The sequence below is a fragment of the Kitasatospora sp. NPDC056327 genome (genome assembly GCF_042261735.1).
GTDB lineage: Bacteria > Actinomycetota > Actinomycetes > Streptomycetales > Streptomycetaceae > Kitasatospora.
Genome location: NZ_JBHJRC010000159.1, coordinates 1 through 18,682, shown reverse-complemented (window position 1 = coordinate 18,682; position 18,682 = coordinate 1). Strand labels below are relative to the sequence as shown.

The following is an 18,682-nucleotide window of genomic DNA, read 5'->3' as shown; positions in this document are numbered from 1 at the left end:
CAGCGTCATTTTTTTATAAGAGACTGGGTGCTGGTGGCGGCGGGCGGCCGCGCGCCGGCCGATCGACTCCCGGCCGGCGCGCCGGCCGGGAGTCGATCGGGGCGGTGACGAGGAGCCGGCCGCCGGGGGTGAGGAGGCGGCGTGCACAGGCGACGGTCGGCACGAGGTCGACGAGCAGGAGGAACAACCGGCAGGTGACGAGGTCGAAGGTGCCGGGCGGGAGCAGGGCCGGGCCGCCGCGGTCGGTGTCGAGCAGCCGGAAGTCGAGGCCGTCACGGTCCGGGTGCCGGTTCTGGGCGGTGGTGATGGCGGCCTGGGAGAAGTCGACGCCTGTGGTGGTGAAGCCCGGGTCGTGGAGAGGCGGCGTACTCGCCGGTGCCGCAGCCCGGGTCGAGGGCCCGATGGCCGCTGCCCGGGCCGAGGTGCTCGGCGAGCAGCGTGGCCTCCTTCTCGGCGACGGGCCGGAAGCCTTGCCCTGCTGGTAGTGGTCGTTCCAGTGGTCGGCGGCGGACACGGCCGCTCCTCTCGGTCGGGGGTGTGGCGGGCGGGTCAGCCGGCGGAAGAGAGGCCGGGCGGTTGCAGCGGTCCGGGGGCCAGGCGCTCCAGCAGCCGCTCCACGCTGCCGTCGGGCCGGTAGAGCGTGCGGTAGGCGTACGGGTGCCGCCCGCCGGGGAACGTGGCGACGCCCTCGTCGGTGACGGTGCGGCCCTGGGTGATGGCGAGCAGCCGCAGGTCGGCGTCCGCGGGCAGGGCCGACTGCTCGCCGGTGGGCGGTCGGCGGTGGCGGCCGGGCATCTCAGGCCCCGACCAGGGCGTGCAGGTCCTCCGAGGCCCCCCAACCGTAGGTGGAGAAGCCCCGGCCGCCGTGGAGGTAGGCGGTGAGGGCGGCGTGGGAGGTGGGGAACATCGGGGTGGGCAGCTCGGAGGCGTCCATCCACCGGACGGCGAGGTGCTTGTCGGGTTCGGTGTTCGTCAGCTCGCCCTGCCAGGACGTCGCGGCGAAAACGGAGAGCAGGAACGGGCCCTGGCCGTCCCACCCGGCCTTGACCTGGATAGTGTGGACCAGCCGCAGGTCCTCGGGGTCGACGATCAGGCCCGCCTCCTCGCGTAGTTCGCGGGCGGCGGCTTCGTCCAGGCGTTCGCCCTCCTCGACCTTGCCGCCCGGGACGGTCCAGGCGGGGACCGTGGACCAGGTGTCGTTGGCGTAGTGGACGCAGGCGACTTTGCCGGCCTTCTCGTCGTGGACGATGACGCAGGTGGCCTGGCGCAGGGACTGCATGGGTGCTCCAACAGGTAGGGAAGAAGGGGTTCTCACGCAACGCTGTGCGCGTCGCGCAGCAGGTCGAGGACGGTACGGGCGTAGCCGAGGACCTCCTCGTCCCGGTGGTCCAGGGCCCAGCGCAGGTACTCGCCGACGGGGGCGTCGGTCGAGTGGCCAGAAGCGCGGCGCTTCGCACTTGTGTGGCTCGGCGTTGCGGACTCGGCCCTCGTAGCGCTGGTGCATCAGCACCCGCCCGACCCGGTCGGTGGCGAAGAGCATGATTCCTTCGAAATCGTCGACCGGAGCGGGTCGTTCGAAGTAGAGCGCCGTGCCGCAGCGCTGGGCGCGCAGGATCTGCAGGAGCCGCCGGTAGCGGTCCGGCTCCATGAGCGATCCCCAGTCGTGGGCGGTCTCGAACCGCCACTCGGTGTGCTCGGAGGGGTCGAGGCGGATCCGGGCCTGCTGCTCGGGCACGAGGACGCCACCGTCGAAGACGAAGCCGCAGATCGGCACGGGGTACTCGGTGCCGGCCTGTTCGTGGACGACGGCGACCAGGCGACGCCGGGCGAGCACGTCGGGGTTCTCGGCGGCGAGGTCAAGCCCAAGCTCCTCCTCGGCCTCCCGCACGGCGGTGGTGAAGGGCGTCTCGCCGTGCTCGACGTCGCCGCCGGGGAAGTTCCACACATTCGGGTTGATGGTCGAGCGCATCCCGAGGGCGCGGCCCTGCGGGTCGGTGACGAGGAGGCAGCCGTAGGAGCTGGGCCGGGCGATGGTGGTGAGGTGACCGCCGACGGGCCGCCAGCCCGGGATGCCCAGGCGCCGACTGAGCCACTCGATCACCGTGCGCTGCCCGTCGCCGGTTGGCGGCAGGGCGCTCGGGTCCGCCCATTGGCAGCCGTCGTGGTCCGGTGAGAGGGCGATCTCGGTGCCGTCGGGCACGACGGTGGTGAAGACGAACTGGCGCACGCGCTGCCCGCGCTGGTTGGTGAAGTCGAGATGCCGCGCGTACTCCAGCGGCAGGCCGGTGAGTCCGGCCTCTTCGGCCAGCTCGCGGGCCGCGCCTTCGGGTACCGTCTCGTGCTCCTCCCGAGCACCGCCGGGGTACTCCCACAGGCCCGGCAGGACGTCGTGCGGGGACCTGCGGATCACCGGGATCCGTCCTGAGGCGTCCCGGACCACGACGCCGACGCCGATCCGTTCGATGCCTTCGCGCGTGGCGAGATCGGTGAGGAAGTCGAAGTCGATCACTGGACGGGCTCCTCGGTGTCGAGGGCCGGCGCGGTCGGCCGACCGGAAGGCGTGGTGCCGGTTGTCGGGCCGGCGGGGTTGTCCACGAAGACCTCCAGTGGTGACTGGTGTTCGAGCGTGCGAAGCCGGCCGTCGGCGACGGGTGCGGCAAGTGTTCACTCATTCACCGGAGTTGGCCGGGCCCGCGGGAGCGGAGGTGACTGATGATGGTGCTGTTCGAATGCGGCGCTCAAGCGGATTTCCTCCGGGCGAGCCCGGGTCGAACGGGGACTTTTCGAGCACCCCCCGGGCGTGGTCGAGGGCGTCCTCCAGCCGGTCGCGAAGGGTGTCCGGCAGCGTCGCGGAGCCCAGTGCGCAGGCGGCGAGAGCCCGTTCGAGTGCCGCTCCCCGGGTCGGGTCGAGACGGCGTCGGACGCCCTCGTGGGTGAGGAGGTCGCGCAGTGCGTAGCCGTCGCCTGATTCACTCGTTCGGCTGGTCAGGTGGGTGAGGAGGTTTCGGGCGGACGGCGTGTCGGGGTCCGCGGTGTCGAGGGCGGTCAGCGTGAGGCGGGTGGTGAAGGCGGCCAGTCCGTCGGCTGGCTCGAAGGCGAGGCATTGGCTGATCGCGGTCTCGGCCGCCCCTTGGTCGCCTCGGCGGCACAGCGCTGTGAGCACGGCGGTGACCGCGTCCTCCCACGGGGCGCCGGAATCGGTGCCCGCCAGCAGGGCGAGGGCGCCCGGCAGGTCGCCGGTGGTGGCGCGGGCGAGGACGGCGACCTGACGGCCGTCGAGGATGCGCCGGCCCGTGCCGCGGTGTTCCTCGATGTGGTGCAGGGCCTCGCTCCGGCGTCCGGCGGCGGTGAGGGCGCGGGTGCCGTCTCGGGCACGTTTCCTCCGCGAGCTCGTCGTCACCTGGATCCCACAGACGACCTCGCCGACGTTGTCCTACAGCAGCGATCGGGTCGCGTCTCCCCATTGGCGGTCGAGTCGTCGTGGGGCTCCGGGCGGCCAAGTCCTCTGAGCCGTCGAAGCGGCGTACACGTGACAGCCATACCCGGAGCCCCTGGGCGCTCCGATCTTACGAATGACCGGATCAACCACCTTTGAAAGGTAGGACACACTGTGACGGGTGCACTCGCCACGGGTGAAGTGACAGATTGTCAAAGCCCGATCAGCGGAGCGTGCGACCGCTCGGCAGTGAGCGGCTGCTACGTTCGACGGGCCCGTGCCCGTCCGTGCGCCGTGGAAGCAGAGATGACCGGACCCTCTGAACTGTCCTATGTCCCGCCCGCCTTCCCGATCTCGATCAAGGGCGTCGTCCTCGACCCGCAGCAACGGGTGCTGCTGCTGAAGAACGAACGCCAGGAGTGGGAGCTGCCCGGCGGAAAGCTCGAAGGGCCGGAGACCCCCGAACAACGGGTGGAGACCGAGATCCGCGAGGAGAGCGGCTGGACGGCGACCGCCGGCCCCCTGCTGGACGTGTGGATGTACGAGCCCGTCCCCGGCCGGAAGGTCTTCATCGTCACCTACGGCTGCACCGGCACCGACGCCCATCGGCCACCGGTCGTCAGTCACGAGCACAAGGAAGCCGCGCTCTTCCACCGCGACGAGGTGCCCGCCCTGCTCATGCCCCAGGGCTACAAGGACTCCATCGCCCGCTGGTACGAACACCGGGACCGGGTCTGACCAGTGGCACGCCGAGACCCGCACGGCGGCATCCGCTGGCACTGGACGACCCCACGGGCCCAGGACATCCTGCGACGCCGCAGCCTGCCCGAGATCCTCGCGTTCTACCGGCGGCTGAACGGAATTCCGCAAGAGGAACTCGGCACCCTCCTCGGTCACTCCACCAGCTACATCTCCCGGGTGGAGACCGGAAGCCGCACCATCACCGATATCGGCGCACTGCGGCACAACGCCCAGCGCCTGGGCCTGCTACCTCACGTGTTCGGCATCGCCGACGACGCCGACGGAGACCACCACGCCATGATCCAGTTCGGTGAGAGCGTCCTGCGCCTGCTCGCCCGCGCCCGCGTCGGCCTCGGTGTCGCCCTCGGCCACGTCCTGCCCGAAGAACGCCTCGCCACCGCAGCCCGCCGGACCGGGCAAAGGCGTCGCCATCGCCCGACGCCTCGACGACCGGGCCCCTGTATGCCCACGCCCACCTTCTCAAGGGCCTGCCTGAGGTGCTGAGGCAGGAAGTCTTGCGGTGAAGGTCGCCGGAAATGGCTCGCGCCTCCCTGGGACGCGCCGAAGATTTTCCTGTCCGGGCCTGGTCGCTCCGTGGGCCGCGCCGGCGATCGGCGCGGTCCGGAGATCCCCGGCCGGTGGCCGCCCCTCCCGTCCGGCTCCCCGTCCGGCCGTCCCTCCTGCGGAGGTGCGGAGTTGGCTCTCCCGGGGGAGGCGGTGCCGACCCCGGGAGGAGGCCGGGCGGGGTGGTCGGCGAGCAGGCTGGAGCCGGCGCCGGAAGGGATCCGGGCGCCGCCGGGAGGGACCGAGATGACCGAGACGACCGTCACCGCCATCAGTACCGCCGTCAGGGCCGCGACCACGCCTGGGCCTCGGACCGCCGCCCGCCACCGGTTCGTGCGCCGGGCCGTCGCCGTCGCCCTGGCCGGCGCGGGGCTGCTGGCGACCCTGGTCCCGACGGCAGCGGCCGTCCCGTCGGCCGCTGCACCCGTCGCCCCGTCCACCGCCCCGTCCACCGCCGCCGCCGTTGCCGGGCCCGGTCGGCCCGTCACCGACCCGGCCGCGCTGGACCGCGCGCTGCGGGCGGTGGTGGGGGAGGGCGGCGCCTCGGCGGTGCTGGCGGAGGTACGGCAGGACGGCCGTACGGCATGGCGGGGAACGGCGGGGGTCGCGGACCTGACGACCGGTGCGCCGGTGCCCGACGGCGCCCGGTTCCGGATCGGCAGCGTCACCAAGACGTTCGCCGCCACCGTGGTGCTCCAGCTCGTGGGCGAGCGCAGGCTCGGGCTCGACGACCCGATCGAACGCCACCTGCCCGGGCTGGTCCCGAACGGCACCGCGATCACCGTGCGCCAACTGCTCAACCACACCAGCGGGATCCGCAACTTCACCGACGACCCGCGGTTCGACACCGAGGGGGAGGAGGCCCTGGAGCGGTGGCTGACCGTCGGCCGCTGGAGCACCTACCGGCCGCTGGACGTGGTGCGGATCGCCACCGCCCGGCCGCCGTACGGCAGTCCGGGCTCCGGCTGGTGGTACTCCAACACCAACTACGTGCTGCTCGGCCTGATCGTCGAACGGGTGACGGGACGCACCTGGGCGCAGGAGACCGAGCGCCGGATCATCCGGCCGCTCGGCCTGCGCGACACCTCGATGCCCGACACCTCCGTCACCGTCCCCGGACCGCACGCGCACGGCTACGCCGAACGCCCCGGCGGGCCGGCCGACGTCACCCTGCAGAATCCGTCGGCGTACGGGGCGGCCGGTGCCGGCATCTCGTCCGCCCGCGACCTGGCCCGCTTCAACGCGGCCCTGCTGGGCGGCCGGCTGCTGCGGCCGGCCGAGCTCGACGCGATGAAGCAGCAGGTCGACACCGGGCTGGGCTTCACCTACGGCCTCGGGCTCAGCCGTCACCCGGGCGCGTGCGGAGAGTTCTGGGGCCTGACCGGCGGCATCGCCGGCTACGGGACGCTCGTGACGGGCACCGCCGACGGGCGGCGGCAGGTCGTGGTGTCGGTGAACCCGTACCACCGGTCCGATGCCGCCGGCAGCACCTTCCAGACCCTCGTCGACACGGCGACCTGCGGCAGTCCGCGGCCCGCGGGCCCGGCCGCGGGCTGAGGCGGCGAGCCCCCGGGGTGAGCGCCGTCCCGGGGGAGCAGGGTGCGCGCCCGCTCGGGCAGTGCGACGGCGCAGGGCGGGCGCACCCCGCCGGGAACCGGGTTGGACACTTCGTCCATCCTGGACATACAGTCCAGACCATGGAATCGGTCGAAGAGGAAACGGACCCGCGGGTGCGGCTCTGGGAACCCGTGGGCCGGGCCGTCGCGCTGCTGCTCGGTCCGTACGCCGAGGTGGTGCTGCACGACCCGGACACCGACCGGATCCTGGAGATCTGGAATCCCATGACGTCCCGCGGCCCGGGTGACCGGTCGTTCCTGGGGGAACTGGACGGGCTCGATCCGTCGGCACGGGACGTGTTCGGCCCCTACGAGAAGCTGCTCGCCGACGGCCGGCGCCTGTCCTCGGTCAGCGCGGTCCTCCGCGCCCCGGACGGCGGTCCGTCCGCCGTCCTGTGCGTCAACCTGGACCGCACGCCGCTGGAGCAGGCCGCGGCCCTGCTGTCCGCTTTCGGCGCCCCGACCACGGCCCCGCCGGAGCCGCTCTTCGAGCACGACTGGAACGAGCGGGTCCAGCACATCGTCGGCGCGTACGTGCGCGAGAGCGGCCGACCGGTCGGGCGGCTGACCCGCGCGGACCGCCTGGCCGTCCTCGCCCGACTCGACGAGGCGGGCGTCTTCGCCGTACGGCGGGCCACGCCCGTCGTCACCGGTGCACTCCAGGTTTCCCGGTCCACCCTCTACGGCCTGCTGGCCGAACTGCGGGCGCCGGGGAAGGATCGGGCACCGGGGAAGGAGTGCGAGGCATGACCGGGCCGCCTCCCGCAGCGAACGCCGTCCGCGGCCGGCGGCAGTGCGGGCCTGTCGACCGGCCGGACGGGGCGACCGGGGGGCGTCGGCCTCACCCACGTCGGACCCAGCCGGGCGCGGCACCCGCCGTGGCACCCGCTCCGGCCGTTCCGGCGGCTCCGGCGGCTCCGGCCGTTCCGTGCGACCCGAGCCCGCCGGCCCGGTGGTCAGCAGCTCCGCCGGCGCCGGCCGCGACAGGCCCGGGCCACGGCCCGGCCGAGGACAACCGAGTTGTGCGAAACGGAAGGAACCCGCAATGACGAGCAGGCCGTCGAGGCCCGGGCCGGATCCGGTGGGAGCGGGCATGGAGTTCGAGCTGGTCGAGGTCTTCGGAAGCGGGCCCCTCACCGGGGGACCGCTGGGCGTGGTCGTGCTCGACACCACGTACGACGACGCATTGATGCAGCGTCTGGCCGCCCGCCTGGCCATGCCCGAGACCGTCTTCCTCCGCGGCGGTGCCGACGGCGAGGTGGAGGTGCGGATCTTCACCCCCTACGTGGAGCTGGACTTCGCGGGTCATCCGCTCGTGGGCGCGGCCGCCGTGGCGGTGCAGAAGGGTCTGGCCGCGCCCGGCCGGGTGGCGCTGCGCACTCGCGGCGGCACCGTTCGCGCGCGGGTGGGACCGGCCGCGGACAGTGCGGTCCTGGAGGAACGGCCCTGCCGGGTGGGCCCGCCGGTCGCGCCGGACCTCGTCTGCGAAGCCGTGGGGCTGGCTCCGGACGCCGCCGCCGGCCCGGTGCGACCGGCGTCGGCCGGGCTCGGGTTCGTCTGCCTCCCGGTGAGTGCCGCCGGTCTCCGGTCCGCCCGGGCCCTGCCGCTTGAGGTCGCGGCGCTCGCCGACCGGGTCCCCGGGCTGGCCGACGTCTTCGGCGTGGCGGTGTTCGTCCCGCAACTGCCCGAGGTCCGTTCCCGGGTCTTCGTTCCCGAGCCGGTGTGCGCGGAGGACCCGGCCACCGGCTCGGCCGCGCTGGCGGTGGCCGGATGGCTCGCCGACGAGCGGCGGCCCGAGGAGTCCCTGGCGTTCGACATCGTCCAGGGAACCGCCGAACTCGGCCTCGCCAGAATGCAGGTGAGAGTCCGCAGACAGGCCGGTCGAGGTCTGCTCGCCGGCGTCGGCGGTGCGGTGCGCACCCTGGTCCGGGGGCGCCTCCTGCTGGACGGGACGGCCGACCGGACCTGAGGCCCGCCGCCCGGGCGGGCCGCCCGACGGCCGATCTCCACCGGTGCGCTCCGTGACTTCCGGCGGCCTCCACGCCGCTGGAGGTCGGCACGCTCCCGGCCCCGCGGGGGCGGCGGGGATCGGCCGCGCACCGGGGGTGACGGCCGGCCGCCGCCCCGGTGCGGACCGCGGCCGCCCACGGCGGTCGGCCATGTGCATAACTAATGAATATAAAAACGCTATGCTCCTGCCATGAGCCGCCAAGACACCGCCCACGGAACGCCCGCCGCCATCGGGGAAGCCCTCTACGGCCTGGCCACCAGGGCCGCGAGGCGCCTGCCCCGGGACATGAGCCTGACGTCCGCCGCGACCCTGGCCACCCTGGAGCGGACCGGCCCGCGGCGGATCACCGATCTGGCCGCGGTCGAGGGCGTCACCCAGCCCGCGATGACCAGCCTGGTCCGGGTGATGGAGGAGTCGGGCCTGGTCGAGCGGCGGGGCGACGCGTCCGACAGGCGGGTCACGCTGGTGTGCCTGACCGAGGCCGGTGCCTCCTACGTCCGGACGCGGCGCCGGGCGGGCGTCGACGCCTTCGAGCGGTTGATCGGCGGGCTCACCCGTGACGAGGTCGAGGCGCTGGCGGCGGCCCTCCCGGCGCTGAAGCACCTGGCGGAGCTCGAAAGCCGGGACCGCGAGGGGCCCGGGCGGTGACCGGTCGGCAGGCCCGCAGGGCCCCGGTGAAGACGGTCCCGGTGGCGCGGCCCGAGACGCGGCTGGTGCCCGCGCTGATGTTCATCGCCCTGGTCGTGGCGGCGGTCGGCAGCCTCGGGACGCCGCTCGTCACCAGCGTCGCGGCCTCGTACCACGTCACGCTCGGCAGCGCGCAGTGGACGCTGACCGCCGCACTGCTCAGCGGCGCCGTCGCCACGCCCGTCCTGGGCCGGCTCGGAGCCGGCCCGCACCGCCGGATCGCGGTCCTCGCCACGCTGGCGGTCGTCGTCACCGGCAGCGCGCTCACGGTACTGCCGCTGCCGTTCGGGTGGCTGCTGGCCGGCAGGGCGGCCCAGGGCGCGGGGCTCGGGCTGACGGCGCTGATGATGGGCGTGGCCCGGGACCACCTCCCCGAGGAGCGCGGCACGGCCGTGATCGCCCTGATCTCGGTGGTCTCGGTCATCGGGGCCGGCGCCGGCTACCCGCTGGCCGCGCTGCTCGCCGAGTTCGGCGGGGTGCGGGCCGCCTACGGCCTCGGTCTGGCCGTCACCGCCGCCGCCCTCCTGACCGCGTGGCGCTTCGTGCCCGAAGCCCCCGAGGGCCGCTCCGCCCGCGTGAACGTGGCCTCCGCGGTCGTCCTGGCCGCCGCGCTGCTCCTGGTGCTGTTCCTCGCCGGCGACCGGAACCCGTGGAGCCGGCACCTCGCCGCGGCGGGGGGCCTGGCCGTCGTCGCAGTGGCGCTGCTCGGCGTCTGGGCCGTCATCGAACTGCGCAGTGCGACGCCCCTGGTCGATCTGCGGGCGGTGCGCCACCCGGCGGTCGCCGGGGCGAACCTCGCCGTGTTCGTCGGCGGGATCGGCATGTACCTCCTGCTCACGCTCATCACCCGGTACGCGCAGACGCCGCACGGCGCCGGCTACGGCTTCGGGCTGACCACCTTCGTCGCCGGGCTGGTGCTCGTCCCGTTCTCGGTGCTGGGGTTCGCCGCCGGCAGGCTCGTGCCGCGGGTCCGGACCAGGATCGCGGACCCCCTGCTCCTGGCCGGCGGCGCCGTCGTGGTCGGCGGCGGGTTCGCCCTGTTCGCGACGGCCCGGTCGGACCCGGCCGAACTGTTCGCGGCGATGGGCGTGCTCGGCCTGGGCGTCGGCGGCTTCTCGGCCGCGATGCCGGGCGTCATCCTGGCCGTCACCCCCAGGAGCGAGACGTCGAGCGCGATGAGCTTCAACTTCGTCGTCCGCAGCGTCGGCTACTCCCTGGGCAGCGCCGTCGGCGGCCTGGTCCTCGCCGCCGGCACCGGTCCCGGCCGGCTCCTCCCCGACGACGGCGCCTACACCACCGCCGCGCTGGTCGGCCTCGGGGCCATGGCGATCACGACACTGACGAGCCTCGCGCTCGCCCGCAGGCGTACGACCGGGGCCAACCCGTAGGTTCGGATGCACTCGTCCAACAGTGGAGGTTCCATGCCCAAGGGTTACTGGGTCAGCGTCTACCGCGTCATCTCGGACCCCGGGAAGCTGGCCGCCTACAACGAACTGGCCGGCCCGGCCGTCCGGGCCGGGGGCGGTCGGACCCTCGTCCGCGGCGGCCGGGTCCTCGCCCACGACGCCGGAATCGCCGAGCGCACCGTCCTGGTGGAGTTCGACAGCTTCGAACAGGCCGTCGCGACGCGCGAGAGCGCGGCCTACCAGGAGGCGCTGGCCGCACTCGCCGACGGTGTCGAGCGCGACTTCCGCATCGTCGAAGGCCTCGAATGACCGGGGTCCGGCCGGAGAGTCCCTGAAACGCCGCGGTGCGGCGCAGTCCTCGGACCTCGTGCGGGGGTCCGCCACCGTCCGGACGACAGGCCCTTCCGCCCGGACGGTGGCGGACCCGACCCGACCCGCCTGCCCCGGCCGGGTCCGCCACCGTGCCCGCCGTCCCTGACGAACCACCCCACCCCACCCCACTCCACCCCACCTCCGTGTTCGGACACGGAATGTCCGTGCAGTGGAACGATCCGGTCAGAGCCGGGCAACGCCCCGGTCCGGCCGTCCCCTCCCGCCTACGGTGGTCGCAAGGCCGCAGACGGGGGACGGGGCCGGGACGCCGCGCCGCCCCTGTCGACGTTCGAGAGAAGGGGCAGAGTTGCTGCGGATCCACTTCACCCACGAGGACCTGATCAGGGTTCGGATCGCGCGGGCACCCGACCCGCTCGCCGAGTCGGTCCTGAGCCTGTCGCTGGTGCAGGCCCGCGGGGCCGGCGGCGTGGCGTTCGAGGGGTGGCGCAGTCGGACCCGCGGGAACATCCGCCCCGACCTGCGGATGCTGTTCGACCTGGCGACACCGGTCGGCGCCGTGGAGGCCGCAGAGGCGTTCCTGCACGCCGGCAGCCACACCCTGCCGGAGAGCCTGGACCAGACCTGGTCGCTGCCCGGCCGACGGTGGAGCGCCGACCTGCGCGTCCTCAGCGGGACGCGTCCCGGGGCGCCCCGGTGGGTCCACGAACTGCACCGGGGCGGACACGAGTGGCGCGAACTGGTCGACGGCCGGCTCCGGGAGTACCACGCCTTCGCCGTCGCGCCGTACTGGTCGCAGCTGCTGACCGCCGCGCACGCCGACCGCGCCCGGCGGGCCGTCCTCGCCGCCGACCGCGGCCTGGACGGACTGCTCGGCGGCCTCCACCCGGACATCCGGTGGGACTCACCGGTGCTGACGCTGCCCTTCCCCGCCGACACCGACCTGTGGCTGCGCGGCGGCGGTGTGATGCTCGTCCCCACCTTCTTCTGGCCCGACCCGATGGCCCTCACCGACAGCCGCGGCCTCGACCACCCGCTCGTCCTGCACTACCCGCTCGCCCCCGACCTCACCACCTGCCGCGCGGTCTGGTCCTCGGCCGCCGGGGACGGGCCGGACGACGCACTCGTCGCCCTGCTCGGCACCACCCGCGCCCGCACCCTGCGCGCGGCGGCCGACCCGGCGGGCACCGCCGAACTCGCCCGCCGCACCGGTTGCTCACCCGCGACGGCGAGCCACCACGCCACCGTCCTGCGCGCCGCCGGCCTTCTCACCACCGAACGCGCCGGCCCCGGGGTCCGCCACACCCTCACCCCCCTCGGCCGCGCACTCCTCGACGACCGCACCCCCGACCACCCGTGACCTTCAGCGGCCGGAGAAGGACTGGAGCGAGGCGCTGCCCTTCAGCGCCAACCGTGCCGTCGACCTCGTGATGGGGCGCAGAGGCCCGGCCTCCGCCCCACGGAACGAGGGTTGGCTGCTTGCCGATGTCTCCGGCAACACTCAACTGCCCACGCCGGCCCTGGTCAGGCTCACGATGTCGGCTTCCGGCCCCACCTGACCGGTCACCGTCGGCAGGCCGCTTGTGGATCGACCGCCAGAAGTCCTGGTCGTCCGGCTCTCCGGAGGCGGTGGCGGCGATGCTCGCGAGCACCGGCCGCAGGTTCCGCAGCCACGGGCGCGGACCCGTGAACCGCGCTGAGGTGCGGACGCCGGCGGCGTCAAAGCCCCGGGCCGGTGTCACCGGAGCCGGCGTGCTGGTGGGGCGCGTACCACTCGGCGAGCCCCCACACGCCGAGCGCGAGTGCCGCCAGGGTCGTCAGCAGCGCGATCCAGGGGCGACCCGTCGACCGCGCGGCCAGCGTCCAGGTGAACAGCGGAAGCACCGTGCCACCGAGCAGGATGAGCGGCAGATCGAGGAAGAGCACGCTCGGATCACGGGCGTGGTCCTCGAACCCGCCATCAATGCTGAGGGCAGCTCTTGGCGCCCACACGAGCAGTCCGGCGAGCGCACCGAGGCCGGCGAGGATGCACGCTCCGGCGCCCTCGGTCTTCTGGTTCATAAGGCCTACCGCCTGAGTCCCTTGCAGGCGCTCGCGGCCCGCACTCCCAGTGCAGCAATCTAGGTGCTGGGAAGGGACAGGGGCGGGCAGGATCTGCCCCAACTCCGTAACCGTTCGGACTGCGGCCCCGTCCTCGCGCCGATTCACGGGCACGGGCTTCCCGGCCTGCCCGTTGCTCCGCCGCCGGGCCCTGGGAACACCTTCTGCAGGTGCTTGTGAGCCTTCGTGCTCTCCGGTGATGGTGATCCACTCCGGAGTCCCGCCCGGGCGGGGAACTCGGCCCGGCCCGCGGATGTGATCCGGGCCTGCGGTTGACCCCGCGCACCTGGAGGCCGTGCTGGCGCTGCGCCAGCTCGGCGGCCGCGTCCGCTCGGAGGGTGCCCGGGCGGGGTGGCCGGGTCGGGGATGCTCCGCCGGGGCATTGGCGCGGAGGGGGTGGGAGGGGGCAGGGTGTCACCATGTCCGAACGCCGCGACCGTCGTCGCCTTCACGCACGCGCCCGAGCCCTCGGGGTGCCCATCGAGCAGGCCGGCCGTCGGCCTTCCCCTCGCCGCCGCCCCGGGCTGCCGGTCGTGGAGCAGAGATGGCCGCGCACAGCGCTGCCGGACCGGGACGAGGCTCCTGCCGTCGTCGTGCCGACGCCTCCGGCACCGGTGCTGTGCTGCAGCGTCTCGCGCGAGCGGCAGGTGACGGACGGCGGGACCGTGGTCGTGCTGACCCGCCACACGGCCGACTGTCCGGTCTGGTCCGCCCGCTGACCGCACGCCCGGACGGGTTCGACCGCTGCGGGGAGCGAGGTCGCAGCCGCGGCGATGACCCGCTCCGACGGGTCGACCGTCCTCGCCACACCCCCGGCCCGCTCCGTGGCCCCTGCCTCCCGCTCCGTCCGTCCGCCGTCGGCCGGGCACCGCGCACCCTCGCCCGCCCCAGCGCCGCCCTCGGCCGGCCGGGTGTCACAACCGGACCCGCCGCCCGGTCTTCTGACCGTACGACCGCGGTCGTTGTCCGCCCGCCGGAGCGCGGACGAGAAGCCGTCACAGCCCGGCACCGGCGGTCGGAGGCGGCTCCCCGGCTTCCCGCCGCCGACCGTCGGCGTTCGAAGGAGGACACATGAACCCCCGTCTGAAGCGCACCCTGGCCGCTCTCGCGGTGTCGGCCACGACGCTGACCGTGTCGGCCGCCGCCACCGGCACCGCCGGCGCGGCCGTCGGCCCGTCCGCCGCCCCGGCCGCCGGGCCTTCCGAGGGCGCTGCCGCTGCGGCCGCGATCCTCGTCTGCGAGCACGCCCAGTTCAGCGAGTGCGGGTGGGTCGCCGTCACCGTCAAGGACGCGGGCAAGACCTGGTGGGGCTCCCGTTGGCAGGACTCGATCTCCTCCATCCAGAACCTCACCACCGCGACGATGTGCTTCTGGGAGCACAACAACTTCCAGGGCCGGTCCTTCGTCGTGAAGAGCGGCTACAGCGTGACCGACCTCGGGGGCACCGTGTTCAACGACGCGGTCTCCTCCTGGAAGCCCTGCTGACGCCGGCTCGCGCCGGGGGCGCGGTGCCGCCCCCGGCGCGTGCACGGCCCCGGACCGGCTCACCGCGCGCCTGCGCCGCTTCCACCGGCCCCGGCTCCGTCCGCCCTGTCGGAGGGCGCTCGTAGGCTGATCAGCACACCGAACGACCGGAGGTTTCTGTGTCCAGCCATCCCGGCGTACGCGCGCTGTCGGGCGTGCTCGCGCCATGCAGACGGAGCAGCGAAGGAGCCCCCCATGATGTGGCCGGGCTGGCAGAAGCCGAACGGCGGCTCGGGACACGGCTGCCCTCGGACTACGTCGCGTTCATGGAGACCTACGGAGCCGGCGGGATCGGCGGTGACACGCTGTGGATACCCCCGCCGTACCGCGCGTCCGGAGGCAGCAGTATGGCCGACATGGCCGAACTGTTCTGGGAACAGGCCCCCGAGCACTTCTCCCACCTGCTGCCCGCCGAGGTCAGCGCCGACAGACTGCTCCGGTGGGGCATCCTGGAGGACGGCAACCACCTGTTCTGGCTGATGACCGGCGACGACAGTGACGCCTGGCCCATCGCCGACCTCGACGAGGACGGCGGCCCCCTCACCGTCCACGAGGACGGGTTCGCCGCCTACGTGCGACGCTGGTGCACCCGAGCCACCGCCCGCACCGGGGAAACGATGCAGTTCGTGCACTGGCGCGAGTACGACGACCTCATGGACCAGGGCCTCAACCCGGCTACTGGCCTCCCCTGGGGCGTCTGAAGGGGGAGGGCTGCGTCCCGGGATCCGGCGCCAGGAGGTTTTCTGGTGAGGCCGGGAGCCGACGTCGCCTGCCGGATCGCCTGTGTCTCGCTCACCCTCTCCCGAATGCCTCCCGGACCTGACGGTGACCGGCCTCGCCCATCGACCAGATGCACGCCCGACGACCTGGATGCTCACGATCCCGGCTTTCGCTCTCGAAGACCCGAGCACGCTCGGACAGTTCGGAGGGATCGTCCAGGATGTGCATCCTGTACTTCGTTTCCAGAGGTAGCGGGTCCAAGAATCGAAACTTTAGCGCGGCGCTCACAGCGTGGGCCGGAAGAACGTCGCGCTGATGATGACGTCCCTTGTGGGCACCGCAGTCGGCGGCGGTGGCCCCTGGTGTGCGGGGTGGTGGGCGGGCAGGCTAGGTTGCTCGGGTGAGTCTCCTTGATGATGTGGCCGAGCGTGACGGCTGGCGGTGCTGGGTGTGCGACGAGCCGGTCGACCCGGACATGTCGGTGAACGATCCTCGGGGGCCGAGTGTCGACAGCCGGACCGCCGACCGGAAGGCCAAGGTCGCCGAGCGGCTCGCGCACCGCGGGTGCAACACCCGCAAGGGTGCGGTCAAGGTGGTCATCGCCTGGCCGGACCGCCTGTACGTGGCCGAACCCGCGCCGCTGATCACCGTTGCCGGGAGGCTGGAGCGCAAGGGCGGCCGCGAGATGGTGGGGCGTTGCCCGACCAGGCGGGACGCCCAGGAGGCGGCGGACTGGCTGGTGGACCGGTTCTCCCGACTGGTGCCGGGGCTTGCGGTGACCGCCGATATCGAGGCCGGCGGCGGCCAGTTCCTCGTCATCCTGTCCACCGGTCGGCGCTGACCGGGACTCAACCAGCGCTTACCCGCCGTCGGCGGGGCCACGAGCAGGACGGCTCCGCCGCCTTCCACTCGCTCACGGCCGCCGATCCCGGTGGGCTGCGGCAGGGGGCGGGTGGGGTCGGCCGGGATGAGCTGGCGCCGTCGCAGGTGGCGATGACGACGCCGGCGTCCTCCTGTCCGGTGCACTCGGGGCGGCCGTCTCCGACCGGTGGCAGGCTCGCCCCGGTGCGGGCGGCCGCATCGCCGACGGCCTCGTCCGGGTCGCCGGCAGCGCCCTGCCGCTCGGGCTCCTGACCGACCCACCCTCCACTCCCGGCTGAAGGACTGCCGCTGCCCCGGCCGCACAACCGCCTCCCGTCAGGGCAGGCGCATGCTCGTGCGCCCGCCGCTCGCCGCCGACGGGCGGGAGTTCGCGGCCCCGATCGGCCGGTGGAGCGGGCGTACCGCCCTCGTGCCGTCGTCGGCTCCCCGGTTCATGCCGGAGTCCCCGCCTCACTCCCGGGAGCGACGGGGCCCGTGCGGTCCCAGCCCGGCGAGCGGATCTCCAGGCCGAGGTCCGGGCTGCGCACCTCCTCCCCGCAGGTGCGGCAGGTCCAGGCCGCGTCCAGCGGATGGCCGGAGCCGTCCGACGCACCGGAGCCGTCCGACGCACCGGAGCCGCCCGGGCCGTTCGAGCCGCCCGGGGCGTGCGAGCCTTCCGACCCGCCGGAGCCGTCCGACTCGTCCGAGCCGTCCAGGCCGTGCGGGTGGTGGTGCAGCACCACCGGCGGCTGGGGCGACAGCCAGCGGTCGCCCCACGCGAGCAGCGCCTGGGTGAGCGGCGCGAGGTCACGGCCGGCCTCGGTGAGGTGGTACTCGTAGCGCCGCGGGCGCTCGCTGTAGGCGCGGCGTTCGACCACTCCCGCCTCCTCCAGGGCGCGCAGCCGGGCGGTGAGCCGGTCGCGCGGGGCGCCGGTGTTGCGGACGATCCGGTCGAACCGGTGATTGCCGTAGAAGAGCTCGCGCACGGCGAGCAGCGCCCACTTCTCGCCGAGGACCTGGAGCGCCGCGGCGATGGAGCAGGGGCGGCCCGGTAGTGCGCCGCCGCCGGCGGGACGGGGGGCGGCTGCGGGCTGGGCGTCGGTGTGCGCGGTCACCCCACCAGCCTGCCATAGAGGGTTGCGTATTCAAACCCACTGCCGCTAGCGTTCCCGGCCATGCAAAGAGTTGGAATATCAAACCCAGTAGTCGCGCAGGCCGGCCCGGGCCGGTCCCACCGCCGTGCCGCCTTCCTGGTGGTCGCCGCCGCGGTCTTCGTCTCGAACCTCGACCTGTTCATCGTCAACGTCGCCCTCCCGGCGATGCGGCAGCACTTCCACGGCAGCACCCTGGCCACCCTCTCCTGGGTGCTGAACGGCTACGCCATCGTCTTCGCCGCGCTGCTGGTTCCCGCCGGACGGCTGGCGGACCGCATCGGCCACCGAAAGGTGTTCCTGGCCGGGCTGACCGTCTTCACCGTCGCTTCCGTGCTCTGCGCACTCGCCCCGGCCGTGGGCTGGCTCGACGCCGCCCGGGTGCTCCAGGCCGCGGGCGCGGCAGCGCTGACGCCGACCTCGCTGGCGCTGCTGCTGGACGCCACGCCCGCGGCCGAGCGCCCCGGCGCGATCCGGGCCTGGGCCTCGATCGGCGGGATCGCCGCCGGGCTCGGACCGGTCCTCGGCGGGCTGCTGGTCGAGGCCGACTGGCGGTGGGTCTTCGTCGTGAACGTCCCGGTCGGCATCGCGGCCGTCGTCGTGGGGGGCCGCGTGCTGCCCGGGCCGCGCGGCCGGGAGGACGGACCGCTGCCGGACCTGTTCGGCGCGGGACTGCTCACCGCCGCCATCGCCGCCGTCGCGGTGGCCCTGGTCAAGGGCCACGAGTGGGGCTGGGGATCGGCCCGGGTGCTGGGCGGTCTGCTGGCGGCCGTCCTGCTGACCGTCTGGTTCCTGCGCCGATCGGCGCGCCACCGGGCCCCGATCGTCGAGCTGCCGCTGCTGCGGGTGCCCAGCTTCGCCGCCGCCAACACCGCGGCCCTGCTGTTCACCGTCGCCTTCGCCGGCATGCTGCTGACCTCGGTCCTCTGGTGCCAGCAGGTCTGGGAGTACTCCGCCATGCGCACCGGACTCGCCATCGCCCCCGGACCGCTGCTGGTGCCGCCGGTCGCCCTGGGGAGCGCCGCGCTCGTCCGCAGGCTCGGCCCCGGCCGGCTGGCCGCGCTCGGGACGCTGCTGTTCGCCGCGGGCATCGGCTGGTGGACCGCCACCATCGGGGTCAGCCCCGGCTACGCCACCGAACTGCTGCCCGGGATGCTCCTCACCGGGCTGGGCGTGGGACTGACGCTGCCCACGCTCATCGGGTCCGCCGCGGCGGCGCTGCCGCCCGCACGCTTCGCCACCGGGTCGGCGATCACCACGATGGGCCGGCAGATCGGCGCGGTGGTGGGCGTGGCGCTGATGGTCAGCCTGATCGGCACCCCGGACGGTCCGCAGGCCGTGCTGGACGGGTTCCGGCGAGGCTGGACGGCGCTGATCGTGGCGGCGCTGCTGGCCTGTGCCGCCACCCTGGTACTCGCTGCGGCGGCCCGGCGCCGTCCAGCGGGTGCGTTGCCCGGCGTCCCATCGCCGAGACCCGCCGGCGCGAAGCAGGCGCCCGGTGGGGGGTCGAAAAGCACGTCCACGGCCGGCCCGGG

20 protein-coding genes are annotated in these 18,682 nt (G+C 74.0%); 14 read left to right on the top strand and 6 right to left on the bottom strand.

Translation table 11 applies throughout. From position 1 onward, the window contains the following. Window positions 1–13: 13 nt before the first annotated feature. From ACFCX4_RS22370 to ACFCX4_RS22355, 4 genes are all read right to left on the bottom strand, one after another. Complete coding sequence (locus ACFCX4_RS22370) at window positions 14–514, bottom strand: class I SAM-dependent methyltransferase (RefSeq protein WP_376145071.1); 501 nt, start codon at window positions 512–514, stop codon at window positions 14–16. 35 nt (window positions 515–549) lie between these two features. Next, window positions 550–795, bottom strand: coding sequence for a hypothetical protein (locus ACFCX4_RS22365; protein ID WP_376145069.1), 246 nt, complete (start codon window positions 793–795; stop codon window positions 550–552). A 1-nt stretch (window position 796) separates the two neighbouring features. Further along, a complete protein-coding gene (locus ACFCX4_RS22360; RefSeq protein WP_376145068.1) occupies window positions 797–2,509 on the bottom strand; it encodes an NUDIX domain-containing protein in 1,713 nt (570 codons plus the stop codon). 159 nt (window positions 2,510–2,668) lie between these two features. Beyond that, the gene (locus ACFCX4_RS22355; protein WP_376145066.1) at window positions 2,669–3,400 is read right to left on the bottom strand and encodes a hypothetical protein; all 732 of its coding nucleotides are present in this window, start codon (window positions 3,398–3,400) and stop codon (window positions 2,669–2,671) included. 342 nt (window positions 3,401–3,742) lie between these two features. On the opposite strand from ACFCX4_RS22355, the gene ACFCX4_RS22350 reads away from it, so the two are divergent. The 9 genes from ACFCX4_RS22350 to ACFCX4_RS22310 all read left to right on the top strand — a co-directional run bounded on the left by ACFCX4_RS22350 (window position 3,743) and on the right by ACFCX4_RS22310 (window position 12,151). Next, window positions 3,743–4,174, top strand: a complete 432-nt coding sequence (locus tag ACFCX4_RS22350) for an NUDIX domain-containing protein (RefSeq protein ID WP_376145064.1) — start codon at window positions 3,743–3,745, stop codon at window positions 4,172–4,174. Window positions 4,175–4,177: 3 nt separating this feature from the next. Next, the gene (locus ACFCX4_RS22345) at window positions 4,178–4,681 is read left to right on the top strand and encodes a helix-turn-helix domain-containing protein (protein ID WP_376145063.1); all 504 of its coding nucleotides are present in this window, start codon (window positions 4,178–4,180) and stop codon (window positions 4,679–4,681) included. 306 nt (window positions 4,682–4,987) lie between these two features. Continuing rightward, window positions 4,988–6,298, top strand: coding sequence for a serine hydrolase domain-containing protein (locus ACFCX4_RS22340; protein ID WP_376145061.1), 1,311 nt, complete (start codon window positions 4,988–4,990; stop codon window positions 6,296–6,298). A 140-nt stretch (window positions 6,299–6,438) separates the two neighbouring features. Continuing rightward, window positions 6,439–7,107 carry a transcriptional regulator gene (locus ACFCX4_RS22335; protein WP_376145059.1) on the top strand — a complete coding sequence of 223 codons (669 nt, stop codon included), beginning with the start codon at window positions 6,439–6,441 and terminating at the stop codon, window positions 7,105–7,107. A gap of 343 nt (window positions 7,108–7,450) precedes the next feature. Next, window positions 7,451–8,326, top strand: a complete 876-nt coding sequence (locus ACFCX4_RS22330; protein WP_376145057.1) for a PhzF family phenazine biosynthesis protein — start codon at window positions 7,451–7,453, stop codon at window positions 8,324–8,326. Window positions 8,327–8,557: 231 nt separating this feature from the next. Beyond that, window positions 8,558–9,016 (top strand): MarR family winged helix-turn-helix transcriptional regulator, encoded by a 459-nt coding sequence (locus ACFCX4_RS22325; RefSeq protein ID WP_376145055.1) that lies wholly within the window; start codon window positions 8,558–8,560, stop codon window positions 9,014–9,016. Window positions 9,017–9,093: 77 nt separating this feature from the next. Further along, the gene (locus tag ACFCX4_RS22320; RefSeq protein ID WP_376145073.1) at window positions 9,094–10,443 is read left to right on the top strand and encodes an MFS transporter; all 1,350 of its coding nucleotides are present in this window, start codon (window positions 9,094–9,096) and stop codon (window positions 10,441–10,443) included. Between the two features lie 33 nt (window positions 10,444–10,476). Next, the gene (locus ACFCX4_RS22315) at window positions 10,477–10,770 is read left to right on the top strand and encodes a DUF1330 domain-containing protein (RefSeq protein ID WP_376145053.1); all 294 of its coding nucleotides are present in this window, start codon (window positions 10,477–10,479) and stop codon (window positions 10,768–10,770) included. Between the two features lie 370 nt (window positions 10,771–11,140). Continuing rightward, entirely contained in the window at window positions 11,141–12,151 is a 1,011-nt protein-coding gene (locus tag ACFCX4_RS22310; protein ID WP_376145051.1) for an ArsR/SmtB family transcription factor, read from the top strand. Between the two features lie 359 nt (window positions 12,152–12,510). Here ACFCX4_RS22310 and ACFCX4_RS22305 read toward each other — a convergent pair whose 3' ends face one another. After that, entirely contained in the window at window positions 12,511–12,852 is a 342-nt protein-coding gene (locus ACFCX4_RS22305) for a hypothetical protein (protein ID WP_376145049.1), read from the bottom strand. A 572-nt stretch (window positions 12,853–13,424) separates the two neighbouring features. Between ACFCX4_RS22305 and ACFCX4_RS22300 the strand changes: the two genes are divergently transcribed. The 4 genes from ACFCX4_RS22300 (at window position 13,425) to ACFCX4_RS22285 (ending at window position 15,976) form a co-directional block, all read left to right on the top strand. Then, window positions 13,425–13,610 carry a hypothetical protein gene (locus ACFCX4_RS22300; RefSeq protein WP_376145047.1) on the top strand — a complete coding sequence of 62 codons (186 nt, stop codon included), beginning with the start codon at window positions 13,425–13,427 and terminating at the stop codon, window positions 13,608–13,610. Between the two features lie 352 nt (window positions 13,611–13,962). Then, window positions 13,963–14,376: a peptidase inhibitor family I36 protein gene (locus tag ACFCX4_RS22295; protein WP_376145045.1), complete on the top strand. Its 414-nt coding sequence runs from the start codon at window positions 13,963–13,965 to the stop codon at window positions 14,374–14,376. 239 nt (window positions 14,377–14,615) lie between these two features. Continuing rightward, window positions 14,616–15,116, top strand: coding sequence for an SMI1/KNR4 family protein (locus tag ACFCX4_RS22290; RefSeq protein ID WP_376145043.1), 501 nt, complete (start codon window positions 14,616–14,618; stop codon window positions 15,114–15,116). A gap of 419 nt (window positions 15,117–15,535) precedes the next feature. Then, window positions 15,536–15,976: a hypothetical protein gene (locus tag ACFCX4_RS22285; RefSeq protein ID WP_376145042.1), complete on the top strand. Its 441-nt coding sequence runs from the start codon at window positions 15,536–15,538 to the stop codon at window positions 15,974–15,976. 472 nt (window positions 15,977–16,448) lie between these two features. On the opposite strand, the gene ACFCX4_RS22280 is transcribed toward ACFCX4_RS22285, so the two are convergent. After that, on the bottom strand, window positions 16,449–17,111 hold the full coding sequence (locus tag ACFCX4_RS22280; RefSeq protein WP_376145040.1) for a winged helix-turn-helix transcriptional regulator: 663 nt from the start codon (window positions 17,109–17,111) through the stop codon (window positions 16,449–16,451). 138 nt (window positions 17,112–17,249) lie between these two features. On the opposite strand from ACFCX4_RS22280, the gene ACFCX4_RS22275 reads away from it, so the two are divergent. Next, window positions 17,250–18,682 (top strand): MFS transporter (locus ACFCX4_RS22275; protein ID WP_376145038.1); only part of this gene is annotated, 1,433 nt, incomplete at its 3' end.

Excerpts from the sequence above, each read along its gene's own strand:
- ACFCX4_RS22365 (WP_376145069.1), bottom strand. The coding sequence starts at position 795 with ATGCCCGGCCGCCACCGCCGACCGCCCACCGGCGAGCAGTCGGCCCTG.
- ACFCX4_RS22350 (WP_376145064.1), top strand. The coding sequence starts at position 3,743 with ATGACCGGACCCTCTGAACTGTCCTATGTCCCGCCCGCCTTCCCGATC.
- ACFCX4_RS22340 (WP_376145061.1), top strand. The coding sequence starts at position 4,988 with ATGACCGAGACGACCGTCACCGCCATCAGTACCGCCGTCAGGGCCGCG.
- ACFCX4_RS22335 (WP_376145059.1), top strand. The coding sequence starts at position 6,439 with ATGGAATCGGTCGAAGAGGAAACGGACCCGCGGGTGCGGCTCTGGGAA.
- ACFCX4_RS22330 (WP_376145057.1), top strand. The coding sequence starts at position 7,451 with ATGGAGTTCGAGCTGGTCGAGGTCTTCGGAAGCGGGCCCCTCACCGGG.
- ACFCX4_RS22325 (WP_376145055.1), top strand. The coding sequence starts at position 8,558 with ATGAGCCGCCAAGACACCGCCCACGGAACGCCCGCCGCCATCGGGGAA.
- ACFCX4_RS22320 (WP_376145073.1), top strand. The coding sequence starts at position 9,094 with ATGTTCATCGCCCTGGTCGTGGCGGCGGTCGGCAGCCTCGGGACGCCG.
- ACFCX4_RS22315 (WP_376145053.1), top strand. The coding sequence starts at position 10,477 with ATGCCCAAGGGTTACTGGGTCAGCGTCTACCGCGTCATCTCGGACCCC.
- ACFCX4_RS22305 (WP_376145049.1), bottom strand. The coding sequence starts at position 12,852 with ATGAACCAGAAGACCGAGGGCGCCGGAGCGTGCATCCTCGCCGGCCTC.
- ACFCX4_RS22295 (WP_376145045.1), top strand. The coding sequence starts at position 13,963 with ATGAACCCCCGTCTGAAGCGCACCCTGGCCGCTCTCGCGGTGTCGGCC.